A 14,286-nucleotide genomic window follows, 5' to 3' on the forward strand; every position below is an offset into this window, starting at 1 on the left:
CGAACCCTTGCAGTGCAGCAAGTATACGGGTGACGCGGCCGCGCGCCGATCAGCGCCCCGCGCCCGTGGTCGAGAGCCCGCCGACCAGGGCGCGCCCCCGCTCCAGGAAGCCGGCCGCCCGGGGGAAGTCGCGCAGCTCGTGTCCATAGTGGTCCAGGGTGAGACCCACGGCGGCGGCGGGCACGCCCCGGCTGACCAGGATCGTCACCAGCCACTCGACGAACTCGCCGAACAGGGTGCCGTCGTCGACGTAGAGCGCGGCGGCCAGGAAGTCGACGATGTAACCGAGGTCCCCGACGGTGGAGTCGAGCTGCGCCGGCGTGTAGTCGGCCACCGCCGGCACCCGCTCCCGCAGGTCGGCCAGGGCGCTGTCGATCAGCTCACCGCGCCGCTTGACCAGGCTGGCGTACTCGTCGTCGGCGAGGTGGTCCAGCCGTGCGGCCGGCACCGCCCGCAGCGCCCGGTCGTCGGCGACCAGGTCGGCGGCGGCCGGGGCGTCCGGCGCCCAGGCCACGCCGAGCGACCGGGCCCAGCGACCGTCCGCGCCGAAGCCGCGACCGCCCACCACCACCGGCACGTCGGCGCGACGGCACGCCTCGATCATCCGGTGGGCGTGCGGCAGCCGCATCGGCAGCGCGCAGGCCAGAGCCACCGCCTCGGCGTCGTACCGGTGCAGGTAGGAGACCAGATGTGCGGCCGGCACGCTGGCCCCGAGGAACACCACCTGCCAGCCGCGCAACCGCAGCACCTCGGCCACCAACCGGGCCGGCAGCGCGTGCCACTCACCGTCCATGCAGGCCATCACGATCCGGCCGCGGGTCGGGCGGGGATCGGCGTACGCGGCCACCGCGGCCACCACCCGCTCGCTGATGTGGGTGGCGGCGTGCTCCTGGGCGACGCTCCACTCGTTGCGCGCCCAGCGCTCCCCCACCTCGGCCTGGGCCGGGGCCACCAGATCGAGCAACACCCGCTCGGCCGGCACACCCGCCTCGAGCAGGCCCCGGGCCACCGCCACGGCGGCCTGCTCGTCGGCCTCGGCCAGGCACTCCAGATAGCCGGGAAAGGCCTGCGCCGGGTCGGCGGCGGTCGTCGCGGTCACGCGGAGGGCTCCCTCGCTCGGTCGGCTTCGGTCGGACCCGGCACCGAGTGCAGGTGGCGGGACGCGCGGCCGGTCGGACCGGTCGCCCGCAGCGCGAGCACCGCGATGTCGTCGTGATCGCCGTGGGCCAGCCAGTCGCAGGTCACCTGCTCGACCCGCTCGGCCAGCGCCGGCGCGGGCATCCGGTGGCATCCGGTCACCGCGTGGACCAGCCGCTCGGCGCCGAACTGGTCGTCACCGCGTCGCCCGCCCCGCGCCTCGGTCACCCCGTCGCTGTAGAGCAGGCAGGTCTCGCCGGGCGCCAGGTGCACGGTGACCTCGCCGATCCGCGGGTCCGGCACCACGCCGATCAGCATGCCGCTCAACGGCACCACCTCGACCTCGCCGGACTCCCGCAGCACCAGCGGCGGCAGGTGCCCGCCGCCGGCCAACGTCAGGGTCAGGCCGCCGTCGCGGTGCGGGCGGGCCACACCGAGCACCATGGTGGCGAAACGGCCCTGCCCGTGGGCCTGGGTGGTCTCCAACAACGCGTCGTTGAGCAGCTTCAGCAATCGACCCGGCTGCGTCTCGACCCGGTGCAACGCCTGCAGGCACTGGCGGAGCTGGCCGGTGAACACCGCCGCCTCCACCCCCTTGCCGGACACGTCGCCGAGGAAGAAGACCGAGCCGCCGTCGGCCAGCCGGTGCGAGCCGTAGAAGTCCCCGCCGATGCGCAGACCGGCCTGCGCCGGCCGGTAGGCGGTGCCCCACTGCACGCCGGCGGCCGCCGCCGGCTCGACCGGCAGCAGGCTGGCCTGCAACGTGTCGGCGACCTCGGCCTGGTCGCGGTAGAGCATGGCCGTGGTCAGCGCCGCGCCGGCCCGGGCCGCGAACGCGCGCACCAGGTCGACGTCGGCGTCGTCGTACCAGCGGCTGGCCCGGCGGGCCACCAGCAGGACACCGGCCGGAGCCTCCCGACCCGGCAGGGGCACCACCCGCGCACTGGCGCCGGGCACGTCGAGGCCGGGCAGCCAACCCGCCTCGGCGGCCTGCTCGACCAGCCAGTCCAGCGCGTGCGGCTCGGTGCCGGCGAGACCGGCCTCGATCGCCGCGGGCAGGGCCGGCGCCGGCAGCACGCCGCTGTCCACCGCGGGGGTGGCTTCCTCGTCGACGCGCGCCGCTCGCCACCAGCGGGCCCGACCGGACCGGGGCGCCAGCACCAGCACCGCCGCGTCGGCCAGCGTCGGCACGGCCAGTCGCACCACGGCGGCCGCGGCGCGGTCGGGGTGCAGCGGGTTGCCGAGCTTCTCGCCGACCACGGCGAGGAACGACGAACGGGCCCGCTCGGCGAGCAACGCGTCGGCCCGGCTGACGCTCTCGGTGACGTCCTCGACGTACCAGCAACGCCGGGCGTGGGAGAGCGCGACGGGACGCAGTCGCAGCCGACGCCCGTGGTGGGTGATCTCGGCGGGGACGTCGCCGCCCAGCGCCGCCACGCCGGTGGCGGCCAGCACCTCGCCGGGCACGACCTCGGGGACGAGGCGCTCCGCGACCGGGCTGACGTGCCGGACCACCCCGTCGGCGGCACAGACGACGAGGCCCTCGCGGAAGTGTTCCACCACCTCGGACCAGTCCGGGACGGTGAGGCCACGGTCGGGCGACAGCGGCGGCAGGGCGGCCGTGTCCGGAGCGGCGGCGGACCACGCCGGGGGCCGTGCGGCACTCGACGTGGAGATCCGTCCGTCGCCCGGGTCGGAACCCCTGACGTCGGCAGCAGTCACCAGCTGAGCCCCACTCTCCTCGTCGACACCCGCGGGACACGGAAACGGGTCCCTGTGGTCAAATCTCCTCGCCCCACCCTACGCCGGTATGCCGGAACCGCCACCTGACGCCGTGGCCCCGGCCGGGCGGACGCGGCGCCGAGCGGGCCGGTTGCGGGGTTGTTACGATCCGAATGTTTCTGCCCGACCGGCAGCCTGCGGAAAGGCGTGATGTGGTTCCTCACCGGAGAAAGCCCGAGGCGACACCGCTGAGCATCTCCGTGGACCGTTCCGACCCGTCCGTCCCGGTCGTCCGCGTCGGCGGTGACCTGGCGTACGCCAGCGCGGCACCGCTGCGGGCCGAGGTCGACCGGCTGCTCGCCGAGCGTCCCCGGGCCCTCGTGCTGGACTTCGGCGACCTGCTCTTCCTGGACAGCACCGGCCTCTCCGTGATCGTGCACGCCTGGCGCGAGGGGCAGCACGCGGGCACCACCATCGAACTGCGCGCGGTCCCCCGCTTCCTGGCGACGATCCTCGACATGACCGGGGTCACCGGCCTGCTGCAACGCCCGCCGGCCGACGGCCGTCCGGGGCAGCCGGCGTCCGGCTCGACCGCCTCGGCGTGACCCCGCGGGTTTCCCGCCCACCCCGAACTGGGAACATGGAGCCGTGCCCGCTCAGCTGTTGACCATCGAGGTGGACCGGCTCGACGCCGGGACCGCCCGGCTGCGGCTCGCCGGCGAGCTGGACTTCGACACCGCGCCCGAGCTCGTCGAGGCCGCCGCCGAGCTGCGCCGCGACGGCCACCAGGAGCTGGAGCTCGACTTCGCCGGCGTGGTGCTGTGCGACTCCTCCGGCCTGAGCGCGCTGGTGGTAATCCACCGAGCCGGCACCGGCGCGGTCCGCCTGCTCCACGTGAACCCACAGGTCCGGCAGCTGCTGGACCGCACCGGCCTGGCCGAGCTGCTGGCCGCTCCGCCCCGCGCGGTGATCCGCGACGCCCGCGAGGCGGGCTGAGCGCGACCGGTCCGGCGGGGAGGGGTGGCCCCCGACCCTGGGACCAGGGGCCGGGGGCCGGGAGGATGGCTCAGGCGGCGGGCGTGGCCTGCAGGCGCGGCCCGCTCTCGCGTGACTCCCCCATGACCGGGGGCTCGACGTCCTCCGGCGCACCGGAATCGGGCGTCTGGAACAGGTAACGGACGAAGTCCCCGGCCTCGTCGTCGTCCGCGCCGGGCCACTGCCCGACGCAGTCGACGCCGACCACCTCGCGGCCGCTGCCGTCGTTGCTCTCCAGCAGGGCCCAGAGGGTCACCGGGTAGCACCGGGTCAGGTCCGGGCCGATCCGCCAGCGGGCGTACCAGCCGGGACGAGCGGGGACGATCTCCACGATCCGCTTCATGACGACCTGCCCTTCCGCGTGCGTCGGAAGTTGTCCGGTCCACAGCGATCGTGCGGCAGCACCGGGTGAGCGCTCCTCACCCGCAGCGAGTGAAGCGGCCCGGCGGTCGGCGCCCGTTAGCTTCCCGGCAGCGCCGGGAAGGCCACCGGCGCAAGCGCAACCGACCAGGAACGAGGTGCGACGATGCGCAAGCAGATGGAGGGCGACAACCAGCGCCGTCGGGCCCTGGCCCGACAGGCCCGGGAACAGGGCCGCAGCGCGAGCCAGACCGGCGCCAGCCTGAGCGCGTCCAAGCAGGTCACCTCGCTGGACCAGCACGAGCGGTCCGGCCCGCCGCCGGCCGGCCGGCACAAGCCGGACAGCACGCGCGGCGGACCCGCGCCGCCGCCGGTCGGGGTGGCGGAACGTCCCCGCCCGCTGCCGGACCCGCAGCCGCCACGAGCGCCGTCGCTCGGGTACCGGGATCTCGTCGACGACGTGAGCCGCCGGGCCGGGGTGGACTTCACCGAGGCGAAGATCGCCGCCGAGGCCACCGTGCTCGCGCTGGCGTGGGCGCTCGGCGAGGCCGAACGGGAGCGGTTGCTCGCGGCGGTGCCGGTGAAGCTGCACGACGTGGTGCCGGTGGACGGCATCGAGCGGCGCCAGGACCTGCCGGGCTTTCTGGCCGAGGTGGGGCGGCGCAGCCGGCTCACCCCGGAGCAGGCGCGGTACCAGGCGGAGGCGACCCTGGCCGCGATCTGCGACGCCGATGCCGAGCTGGTCGAGTCGCTGCGCGTACCGGACGGGTTGCGTGACCTGCTCGCGCCGGCCGACTACGGCGGCGGCCTGGTGGGGGCGTCGTCCGCCACCGCCCCGCTGACCGAGCCGGAGCTGCGGGACGCGCTCGCCTCGCTGCCCTACTGGTCCAGCGACCAGCGGTCCCTGGTCCGCACGATCGAGTTGCCCGGTGGCAACCTGGACCGGGTCCTCGACCGGCTGGACCAGCTCAAGGTCGAGGTCGGGCGTGGTCCGCAGATCGGCCGGCCCGACCCGGACAGCGCCGTGCTCACGGTCCGGACCCAGCAGGTCGACGGCGTCACGGCCGCGGACGTGGACCTGGCCCACCGGGTCGACGACGCGGTCGACGAGGCCGGCGCCGGGATGGCCGCCGGCTGAGGTGCGAGGAGGGGCCCCCGCCACCACCGGTGGCGGCGGGGGCCCCGCTGGGCACCCGTCCGCCCGGGCCGGGCCGCCGCCCGGTACCGTGTCCCGCCGTGGAACGCGAGGCCGAGACCCTGGAGATCGTCGTGGACCCGGCCCGGCCCACCGGCCGTACGCTGCTCGCCGACGGGGTCGAGCAGTCCTACGTGGATGTGGCGGACGCGCGGCACCTGCACTTCGAGTACGTGCGGCGGATCGCCGCCGTGATCGACCTGGCCGCACCGTCCGGTCAGCCGCTTCGCGTCCTGCACCTGGGCGGCGGCGCGCTCACGCTGCCGCGCTGGCTGGCCGCCACCCGCCCGGGCTCGCCGCAGCGGGTGGTCGAGCGCGATCCCGGCGTGGTCGACCTGGTCCGCCGGAAGCTGCCCCGGGTGCCACCGGAGGTGGTCGTCGCGCTCGGCGACGCCCGGGACGCGGTCGGCGACGCGCCCGCCGGGGCGTACGACGTGGTGGTGGCCGACGTCTACCGGGCCGCGGTCATGCCGCCGCACGTGGCGGCCGTCGAGTTCGTCGCCGAGGTGGCCCGGGTGCTCCGCCCGGACGGCCTCTACCTGGTGAACCTGACCGACCTGCCGCCGCTGGCGCACACCCGGGCGCAGGTGGCCACGCTGCGCGCGGTCTTCGCCGACGTGTGCCTGCTCACCGACCGGCGGATGCTGCGGGGCCGCCGCTACGGCAACGTGGTGCTGGCCGGCGCGCTGCGCCCGGACCGGCTGCCGGTGCGCCGCCTCGCCGCCCGGGTCGCCGGCGACCCGGTGCCGGGGACGATGCTGCACGGGGCGGCGCTGGACGCGTTCGCCGACGGCGCGCTGCCGGTCACCGACGCCCACCCGCGCTGAGCGGGGGTTTTCGCACCGGCACGGCGGGTAGCCGCGCCGGATGAGCGCCGCCGACGACCGCTCCACCGCCCGCCGGACGCTGATCGTGATCGGCCTGGTGCTCGCCACCGTGGTCGGGCTGGGACTGGTCTGGGCCACCCGTCGGGTGCTCGTCTGGGGTCTGGTCGCGGCGTTCCTCGCGGTCGCGCTCAAGCCGCTGGTGGATCGACTCCAGCGCCGGGTACGCCGCCGCGCCGTGGCCACGCTGCTCGTGTTCCTGGCCACGTTCGTGCTGCTCGCCACGCTGGGCACGCTGATCGTGGTGCCGCTGGTGGACGAGGTGGGCCGGTTCGCCGACCGGGCGCCGGACCTGGTGCGCGAGGCCCAGGCCGGGCGGGGGCCGGTCGGCCGGCTGCTGGAGCGTCTCCACCTGCTCCGGTACGCCGAACCGGAGCAGCTGCGCCGCTACGGCGACCGGCTCGGCGAGCCGACCGTCGGCCTGGTCCGGGGCGTCGCCCAGGCCGTCGCCGCCGTGGTCACGGTCGTGGTGCTGGCGTACCTGATGGTGCTGGAGGCCCCGAAGATCGTGGCGGCGACGCTGCGCCTGGTCGGCGACGGAGCGGCGGAGCGGTTGCGCCGCATCGGCCGCGACACGTCCCGGATCGTCACCGGCTACCTGAGCGGCAACCTGCTGATCAGCGTGATCTGCGGGGGTCTGACCTTCGTCGTGCTCTTCCTCCTCGGCGTGCCGTTCGCCGCGGTGATCGCCCTGGTGGTCGCCGTGGTCGACCTGATCCCGCTGGTCGGTGCGACGCTGGGCGCGATCGTCGCGGCCGGCGCGGGGTTCCTGCACTCCCCCACCGCCGGCGTGGTCGTGCTGGTGTTCTTCGTGGTCTACCAGCAGGTGGAGAACCACCTGCTGCAACCGGTCATCATGGCCCGCGCGGTCCGGCTGAACCCGTTGACCGTGCTGGTCAGCCTCCTGCTCGCCGCCGAGCTGGCCGGTCTGGTCGGGGCGCTGCTGGCGATTCCGGCGGCCGGTGTCGTCCAGGTGCTGCTGCGGGAGTTCGTTCCGGCCGGACGGCAGGCACTGCCCGTGCCGGCCGCCGGGGACGGCCCGGCCGGCGCACCGGGTCCCGGCACGCGGGACCGGCCGCCGGCCGGTGGGTGAGGCGGGGCGGTCAGCGCCGCCGGACCAGTTCGGGCGACTCGCTCTCCAGCGGCACCGCGTTGGCCGGCACCAGGCCGAGCTGCACGGCGGGCCGGGGCAGCGTCGCGTCGAGCGCCCAGTCCGCGGCGACCCGAGGACGGTTCCCCGGCATGGCCAGCAGGTGGTAGCCGCGGGTGACCGCCTTGGCCGGCAGCCCGGACAGCGGCACGTGCAGCGGGTTCGCGGCCGCGTCCTTGCCGCCCAGGTCCACCACCCAGCCCAGGTCGTGGTGCTTGTAGGACTTGCGGGCGCCCTGCCCGTACGAGGCGGCGATGTTGTGCGCGGCCAGCTTGCCCTGCCGCTGGGCGTGCTGCGCGGTCATCGCGCACACCTGCCCGGGCCGGGTCGGGTCGGGCACGGCGGCGGCGTCGCCGCAGGCGAACACCTCCGGGTAGCCGGGGACGTTGAGGTACTCGTCGACCACCAGCCGGCCCTTCTCGGTACGCAGGCCCAGCTCGGCCACGAACGGGTCGGGGCGTACGCCGACGCACCAGATGAGGCTGCAGGTCGGGACGTACTCGCCGTCGGTGAGCATCACCCCGTCCGGGGTGGCCTCGGCGACCGAGGTGCCCATCCGCACGTCCACGCCGCGCTTGCGCAGCACCCGGTCGGCGGTGACGGACATCCGCCGGTCCAGCTCGGGCAGCACGCGGGGGGCGACGTCCAGCAGCATCCAGCGCGGGCGGACCTTCAGGTGCGGGCGCTGGGCCAGCAGCCGGTCGGTGAACAGCTGTCCGTGCGCGGCGACCTCGGTGCCGGTGTAGCCGGCGCCGACCACGACGAACGTGGTGCGGGCGCGCTGCTCGGCCGGGTCGTCGGTCAGCTCGGCCAGCTCGACCTGCCGGACCACGTGGTCGTGCAGGTAGAGCGCCTCGGGCAGGCCGCGGAAGCCGTGCGCGTACTCGGTGACCCCGGGGATGGGCAGCAGCTTGTTGACGCTGCCCACGGAGAGGATCAGCCGGTCGTACGCGAGCTGGCCGTGGTCGCCCTCGGCGGAGCGGTAGCCGACCCAGCGGTTCTGCAGGTCCACCCGGTCGGCCTCGCCGACCACCACCCGGACGCCGTCGAGCGTGCCGGCAAGCGGCACGGAGATCCGGGTCGGCTCGACCACGCCGGCCGCGACCTCGGGCAGCAGCGGCAGGTAGAGGAAGTAGTCGGTCGTGTTCAGCAGGACGATCTCGGCCCGGTCGCGGGCCAGTCGGCGCAACGTCTTGGCCGCGTGGTACCCGGCGAACCCGGCCCCCACGATCACCACACGTGGTTTCGTCATGTCTGCTGCCGTTCCCGGGCAGACCTGCGACAAACGTGGCGATGATCCATCCACGAACAACGATATGGACAATTGTCGTGATCGGCGCGAGGATGCCCTGATGGGAAACCACCAGACCGCCGGGGGTCGACCCACGAGGTCGAGCCGGCGTACCTTCCTCACCGCCTCCGCCGCGGCCACCGCCGCCGCCGTCGCCACCCCGCTCACCGCCGCCCCGGCGGCCGCCGCCGGGGCGCCGCCCGGCCCGGGCCGTCCGACCCGGCCGCAGCGCCCGGACCGCGAGCTGACCGCGCTGCTGCGCGAGATCGACAGGCACCGGATCGAGGCCACCGTCCGCCGGCTCGCCGCGTTCGGCACCCGGCACACCCTCTCCAGCCAGACCGATCCGGTACGCGGCATCGGCGCCGCCCGCGACTGGATCCACGCCCAACTGTCCGGGTACGCCGCCGCCTCCGGCGGCCGGATGACCGTCGAACTCCAGTCCTACGTGCAGGAACCGGCGTCCCGGATCCCGACCGCGACCACGATCACCAACGTGGTGGCGACGCTGCGCGGCGACGTCACGCCGGAGCGGGTGTACGTGATCACCGGTCACTACGACTCCCGTGCCACGGATGTGATGGACGCGGTCAGCGACGCGCCGGGCGCCGACGACGACGCCTCCGGCGTGGCCGTGGTCATGGAGCTGGCCCGGGTGCTGGCCAGCCGGCGCAGCGAGGCCACCATCGTGCTGGCCGCCGTGGCCGGCGAGGAGCAGGGACTGTACGGCTCGGCGTACCTGGCCGGCCGGCTGAAGGCGGCGGGCGTGGACGTGCAGGGCATGTTCAGCAACGACATCGTGGGCAGCAGCACCGCCGACGACGGCACCCGCGACCCGCGTACGGTGCGGCTCTTCGCCGAGGGTGTGCCGACCGCCGAGACCCCGGCCGAGGCGAGCGTGCGGCAGTCCGTCGGCGGCGAGAACGACTCCCCGTCGCGGCAGCTGGCCCGGTTCGTCAGCGACGTGGCGGACAACGCCGCCACCGGGATGGGGATCCGGGTGGTCTACCGGCGGGACCGCTACCTGCGCGGCAGCGACCACATCTCGTTCCTGCGCGAGGGTTGGCCGGCCGGCCGGTTCACCGAGCCCGCCGAGGACTTCGCCCACCAGCACCAGGACGTCCGGGTGGTCGACGGCGTGCAGTACGGCGACCTGCCCGAGTTCTGCGACTTCGACTACATCACCCGGGTGGCCCGGGTGAACGCCGCGACGCTGTGGTCGCTGGCCCAGGCGCCGGGCACGCCGAAGGGCCTGGTCGTGGTGACCACGAACCTGACCAACGACACCACGCTGCGCTGGCAGCGCGGACCGGAGCCGGACCTGGCCGGCTACGAGGTGGTGTGGCGGGAGACCACCGCCGCCGAGTGGCAGAGGGTGCTGCCGGTCGGCGACGTCACCGAGATGACGGTGGACCTGTCCAAGGACAACGTGTTCTTCGGTGTGCGGGCGGTCGACCGGGCCGGCCACCGCAGCCCGGTGGCGTTCCCGAAGCCGGGCAGCTGACCCCGTGCCGCCGCCGGCGCCGGGTGGCTCAGTCCGGCGCCGGGGCGGTGATCGCCCAGCGTTCGTGGTCCCGCCAGGCGCCGTCGATGAACAGGTAGTCCGGGGAGAAGCCCTCCAGCCGGAAGCCCAGCCGGCGGGCCAGCCGCTTCGACGGCTCGTTGCCGGGCTGGATGTTGGCCTCCAGCCGGTGCAGTCCGAGCGGGCCGAACGCGTGGGCGATCACCAGCCGCACCCCGGCCGTGGCGTGGCCGGTGCCCGCGTACGGGCGGAAGGCGGCGTAGCCGAGGTAGCCGCCGCGCAGCGCGCCGAGCACGATGCCGCTGATGGTCGCGTACCCGGCGATCTCCCCGGTGGCCCGGTCGCAGAACAGGAACCCGTCGCTGCCCCGGCCCCTGATCTTGCGCAGGTACGCCGCGTACCGCTCGGCGTCGTCCGGCGCCGACAGCCACGGGTGGTGCAGGTCCTGGCTGCGCCGGGCGGCGGCGACGAACTCCGTCTCGTCACCGGGGCGGGGACGGCGGATCGCGACGCGCCCGTCGCTGCGCAGGTATCTCACGGTGCCCACTCTCGGCCACCGGCTCGCCCTCGCCTCGGGCGGGGTCGCCGGGCGCCTCGGATTCCCCTACCGTGGTCCGCGACGACGGGAGGTCGATCATGAGGACTGCTCCACTCGGCACGGTGCTGGTTCCCGCTTCGCCCCCGGGTCGCGCGGTGTCCTGACCCCGCCACCCTCAGCGCGAAGCGACAGGTGACCCGCCACGCGCGGGTCTCCCGCCCCGGCGTGCCCGCACGCCACCACATCGCTTCCGAGGGAGTTCCCCGTGTTTCCGGACCACCCGTCCGGGCGCCCCACCGCGCCCGGACCACGTAACCCTGCCCGGCGGCCGGCATGACCGGTACCGTGCCGGCCGGCCGACTCGGCCGCGACTTCCACCTGCTCTGGGCCGCCTCGGCGGTCTCCAACCTGGGCGACGGGATCACCCTGGTGGCCGCGCCGCTGCTGGTCGCCTCGATCGCCCCCGACCCCGCCGCCGTCGCCGCCGCGGCGCTCGCCCCACAACTGCCCTGGTTGCTGTTCGCGCTGGTCAGCGGCGCCGTCGTGGACCGCCTCGATCGGCGCCGGCTGATCGCCGTGGTGAACGCCGGTCGGGCCGCGATCCTGGGCGCGCTGGCCGCGGCGGTGCTCACCGGCACTGCCACGGTGCCGCTGATCTGCCTGGCCTTCTTCCTCACCGGCGTCGGGGAGACGCTCGTGGACACCGCCGCCGGCGCGCTGCTGCCGTCGGTCGTGTCGCCCGAGCGGCTGGAACAGGCGAACAGCCGGCTCTCCGCCACCTTCGTCGTCGGCAACCAGTTCCTGGCCAAGCCGCTCGGGGCGTACCTGTTCGTGGGCGCCGCGGCCCTGCCGTTCGGCGTCGACGCGGCCACCTTCGGGTTGGCGGCGCTCCTGCTGGCCATGCTCCCCCGGCGCCCGCTCGGCCCGGCGCAACCGGCGCTCCCGGCGGCGGCCCGCCGGTCGCTGCGGGCGGAGATCGGGGAGGGACTGCGGTCGCTGTGGGCGACACCGGTGCTGCGCACGCTGGCCGCGTGCATCGCGGTGATGAACGTGGCCTTCTGCGCGGCGTTCGCCGCGTTCGTGCTCTACGCCCGCGACCGGCTCGGCCTCGACGAGATCGGGTACGGGCTGCTGCTGACCGCCTCGGCGGTCGGTGGACTGGCCGGCAGCGCGCTGACGACCCGGCTGCGCTCCCGGTTCGGCACGCCCGCCCTGCTGCGGGCGGGGCTGCTGGTCGAGGTCGGCCTCCAGGTCGTGCTGGGCACCACCCGGGAGCCACTGGTCGCCGGGGCGGCCCTGGCCGTCTGGGGCGCACACGCCATGGTGTGGGGCGTCCTGGTGGTGTCGCTCCGCCAGCGGCTGGTGCCGGATCGGCTGCGGGGCCGGGTCAACGGCGCCTACGCCCTCGCGGACCTGGGTGGCGCGGCGCTCGGCACCGTCGCCGGCGGTCTGCTCGCCACGGCCACCGGGAGCGTCCTGACGCCGCTCTGGCTGGCGGCGGCCCTGCTGGCCGGGCTCACCGCGTGGGCGTGGCCCCGACTCGCGGACGCGGCAGCCGCCGCTCCGCCCGGTCCGGGCGGTCCGCCGTCCTGACCCACTCCGGTGCGCCGAGGTGGTGGCGTCCGGGCCTCCCCGATGCCGCCGCCTCGGCGCGGCGCGGTCCTCCTGCGCGGTGTCGCCGCCCGCAGCCCCGTCGGTAGGTACGCGTCGCATCCCGCGCAGGACGCCCATGGCTGCACGCCGCAGGGCCGATCAGCACCCCGCATGGCCGACCAGCACGCCGCCTGCCACCGCACCGCACCCAGGACGGACCGGACACAGCCCGCGTTCCCGCAGCACTCGCCTCCGCAACGCCTTTCGAGCTGATATCAGAAACGACTCGGAGGGCCGGGACCCGCCCGCAACCGGAGCGTGAGTCGCTTCGGGGCGTCGGTGCCCGCCCCCGACCGAGAGCGTGAGGTCGCTTCCGGGCGTCGGTGCCCGCCCCCGACCGAGAGCGTGAGGTCGCTTCCGGGCGTCGGTGCCCGCCCCCGACCGAGAGCGTGAGGTCGCTTCCGGGCGTCGGTGCCCGCCCCCGACCGAGAGCGTGAGGTCGCTTCCGGGCGTCGGTGCCCGCCCCCGACGAGAGCGTGAGTCGTTGACGGCATCAGCTCGATAGGCACCGTGACGGGCACGGCCCGGCCCGTGTCGGGTAGTCACCGGACGCCCCCGTCGGTGGTGCCCGCCGGCCGGATGCCAACTGCGCCGTGTGGGGTGTTGGCTGCTCGCCTCAGGATCACCGCCCCGGACGCCTCGAGATCTTGGAAGGAAACGGCCCCGATGGAGGCCGCTACCTTCCAAGATCTCGGGACCGTCGACCAGAAGCCGGCGTCGGCGCGGAGGTGGTCGGAGATATAGCCCTGATGTCCGGTTCGGCGGGCCGCCGCGCACAGTGGCTGCGTGCCATGAGCGCGTGTGTCGGGTTGGGTGGTGGTCGGCGCCACCGTGAGCGTGGAATCGGTGCCGGGGGTGCGGCGTTGTACCGGGTAGACCGCGCGCCGCCCCGACCCCCCGAGCCGACAGGCCAGGCCCGGTCGGAATGATCGGCCGCCGCCGGTGGTTACATCCCCCTGAGCCGCCCGTGCAGGCCCCCCGGCCGCCGTGCAGGCCCCGTGCACGCCCTGTCGGGCCGCCGGACTTTCAGACTTCCCCCCTCTTCACACGGCACCCCCGTGCCGTGCCCCCCCACCCCCCTGGGAGGCATCATCATGGCTACCACTCTGCTGCGTAAGACCGTGCTGACCGCTGCTGGTATCGCCGCGACCGCCGGTGGCATCGCCGGCCCCGCGATCGCCGCCCACGCCGCCCCCACCGACACCACCACCGTGGTCGCCGACCGCAAGGGCCACGGTGAGCGGGAACTCGACGTGCGCTACGAAGCCCAGCCCAACTTCTACTACTGCGGCCCCGCCGCCACCCGCAACGCCATCAGCGTCCTAGGCAAGAACATCGACGTCCACGCCATGGCCCGCGAAATGGGCACCACCGAAGCCGGCACCAACAGCATCAACGACATCACCCCCGTCCTGAACAAGGAAACCGGCAAGCCCTACCGCTCCGTCGAAATCAAGAGCGGTAAGGCCGACAACAAGCAGACCGACACCCTGCGCACCGACATCATCCGCACCGTCGACGACGGCCGCGCCGTCGTGGCCAACATCGCCGGCACCGCCACCGACACCGACAACACCACCCACTCCTTCGAAGGCGGCCACTACATCAGCGTCATCGGCTACCGCGACAACGGCAACACCGTCACCATCGCCGACAGCGCCAACCCGAACATGGCCTCCTACCGGATGAGCATCGACAACCTCGCCGACTGGATCGCCACCCGCGGCTACAGCACCAGCTGACCCACCACCGAAAGGGCCCGACCCCACCACGGGGCCGGGCCCTTTCGCGTATCCAAC

13 protein-coding genes are annotated in these 14,286 nt (G+C 74.8%); 8 read left to right on the forward strand and 5 right to left on the reverse strand.

What is annotated here, in order from left to right; all coding sequences use genetic code 11:
• Nucleotides 1-49 precede the first annotated feature (49 nt).
• Together GA0070622_RS20390 and GA0070622_RS20395 are read right to left on the reverse strand one after the other, a co-directional pair.
• On the reverse strand, nucleotides 50-1,099 hold the full coding sequence (locus GA0070622_RS20390; RefSeq protein ID WP_091575438.1) for a cobalamin B12-binding domain-containing protein: 1,050 nt from the start codon (nucleotides 1,097-1,099) through the stop codon (nucleotides 50-52).
• Nucleotides 1,096-2,859, reverse strand: coding sequence for a PP2C family protein-serine/threonine phosphatase (locus GA0070622_RS20395; protein ID WP_091575441.1), 1,764 nt, complete (start codon nucleotides 2,857-2,859; stop codon nucleotides 1,096-1,098). The genes GA0070622_RS20390 and GA0070622_RS20395 overlap by 4 nt, the downstream gene beginning before the upstream one ends.
• Nucleotides 2,860-3,119: 260 nt before the next feature.
• Here GA0070622_RS20395 and GA0070622_RS20400 point away from each other — a divergent pair, with 260 nt between their 5' ends.
• Together GA0070622_RS20400 and GA0070622_RS20405 are read left to right on the forward strand one after the other, a co-directional pair.
• Complete coding sequence (locus GA0070622_RS20400; protein WP_091575444.1) at nucleotides 3,120-3,464, forward strand: STAS domain-containing protein; 345 nt, start codon at nucleotides 3,120-3,122, stop codon at nucleotides 3,462-3,464.
• Between the two features lie 43 nt (nucleotides 3,465-3,507).
• Nucleotides 3,508-3,855: an STAS domain-containing protein gene (locus tag GA0070622_RS20405; RefSeq protein ID WP_091575446.1), complete on the forward strand. Its 348-nt coding sequence runs from the start codon at nucleotides 3,508-3,510 to the stop codon at nucleotides 3,853-3,855.
• 70 nt (nucleotides 3,856-3,925) lie between these two features.
• On the opposite strand, the gene GA0070622_RS20410 is transcribed toward GA0070622_RS20405, so the two are convergent.
• The gene (locus GA0070622_RS20410) at nucleotides 3,926-4,237 is read right to left on the reverse strand and encodes a hypothetical protein (protein ID WP_091575449.1); all 312 of its coding nucleotides are present in this window, start codon (nucleotides 4,235-4,237) and stop codon (nucleotides 3,926-3,928) included.
• Between the two features lie 183 nt (nucleotides 4,238-4,420).
• Between GA0070622_RS20410 and GA0070622_RS20415 the strand changes: the two genes are divergently transcribed.
• The 3 genes from GA0070622_RS20415 to GA0070622_RS20425 all read left to right on the forward strand — a co-directional run bounded on the left by GA0070622_RS20415 (nucleotide 4,421) and on the right by GA0070622_RS20425 (nucleotide 7,426).
• Nucleotides 4,421-5,392, forward strand: coding sequence for a DUF2267 domain-containing protein (locus GA0070622_RS20415; protein ID WP_091575451.1), 972 nt, complete (start codon nucleotides 4,421-4,423; stop codon nucleotides 5,390-5,392).
• A 98-nt stretch (nucleotides 5,393-5,490) separates the two neighbouring features.
• Nucleotides 5,491-6,276: a spermidine synthase gene (locus tag GA0070622_RS20420; protein ID WP_176558801.1), complete on the forward strand. Its 786-nt coding sequence runs from the start codon at nucleotides 5,491-5,493 to the stop codon at nucleotides 6,274-6,276.
• A 40-nt stretch (nucleotides 6,277-6,316) separates the two neighbouring features.
• Complete coding sequence (locus tag GA0070622_RS20425; RefSeq protein ID WP_091575454.1) at nucleotides 6,317-7,426, forward strand: AI-2E family transporter; 1,110 nt, start codon at nucleotides 6,317-6,319, stop codon at nucleotides 7,424-7,426.
• 10 nt (nucleotides 7,427-7,436) lie between these two features.
• Here the strand turns inward: GA0070622_RS20425 and GA0070622_RS20430 are convergent, their stop codons facing one another.
• Nucleotides 7,437-8,735, reverse strand: coding sequence for an NAD(P)/FAD-dependent oxidoreductase (locus tag GA0070622_RS20430; protein WP_091575457.1), 1,299 nt, complete (start codon nucleotides 8,733-8,735; stop codon nucleotides 7,437-7,439).
• Between the two features lie 100 nt (nucleotides 8,736-8,835).
• Here GA0070622_RS20430 and GA0070622_RS20435 point away from each other — a divergent pair, with 100 nt between their 5' ends.
• Nucleotides 8,836-10,278: a M20/M25/M40 family metallo-hydrolase gene (locus tag GA0070622_RS20435; protein WP_091575459.1), complete on the forward strand. Its 1,443-nt coding sequence runs from the start codon at nucleotides 8,836-8,838 to the stop codon at nucleotides 10,276-10,278.
• Nucleotides 10,279-10,306: 28 nt separating this feature from the next.
• Here the strand turns inward: GA0070622_RS20435 and GA0070622_RS20440 are convergent, their stop codons facing one another.
• Nucleotides 10,307-10,834 carry a GNAT family N-acetyltransferase gene (locus GA0070622_RS20440; RefSeq protein WP_245666456.1) on the reverse strand — a complete coding sequence of 176 codons (528 nt, stop codon included), beginning with the start codon at nucleotides 10,832-10,834 and terminating at the stop codon, nucleotides 10,307-10,309.
• Between the two features lie 333 nt (nucleotides 10,835-11,167).
• Between GA0070622_RS20440 and GA0070622_RS20445 the strand changes: the two genes are divergently transcribed.
• Complete coding sequence (locus tag GA0070622_RS20445; protein WP_091575463.1) at nucleotides 11,168-12,427, forward strand: MFS transporter; 1,260 nt, start codon at nucleotides 11,168-11,170, stop codon at nucleotides 12,425-12,427.
• Between the two features lie 1,154 nt (nucleotides 12,428-13,581).
• Entirely contained in the window at nucleotides 13,582-14,229 is a 648-nt protein-coding gene (locus tag GA0070622_RS20450) for a C39 family peptidase (protein ID WP_091575465.1), read from the forward strand.
• Nucleotides 14,230-14,286 lie beyond the last annotated feature (57 nt).

The sequence above is a fragment of the Micromonospora sediminicola genome (assembly GCF_900089585.1).
Taxonomy (GTDB): domain Bacteria; phylum Actinomycetota; class Actinomycetes; order Mycobacteriales; family Micromonosporaceae; genus Micromonospora; species Micromonospora sediminicola.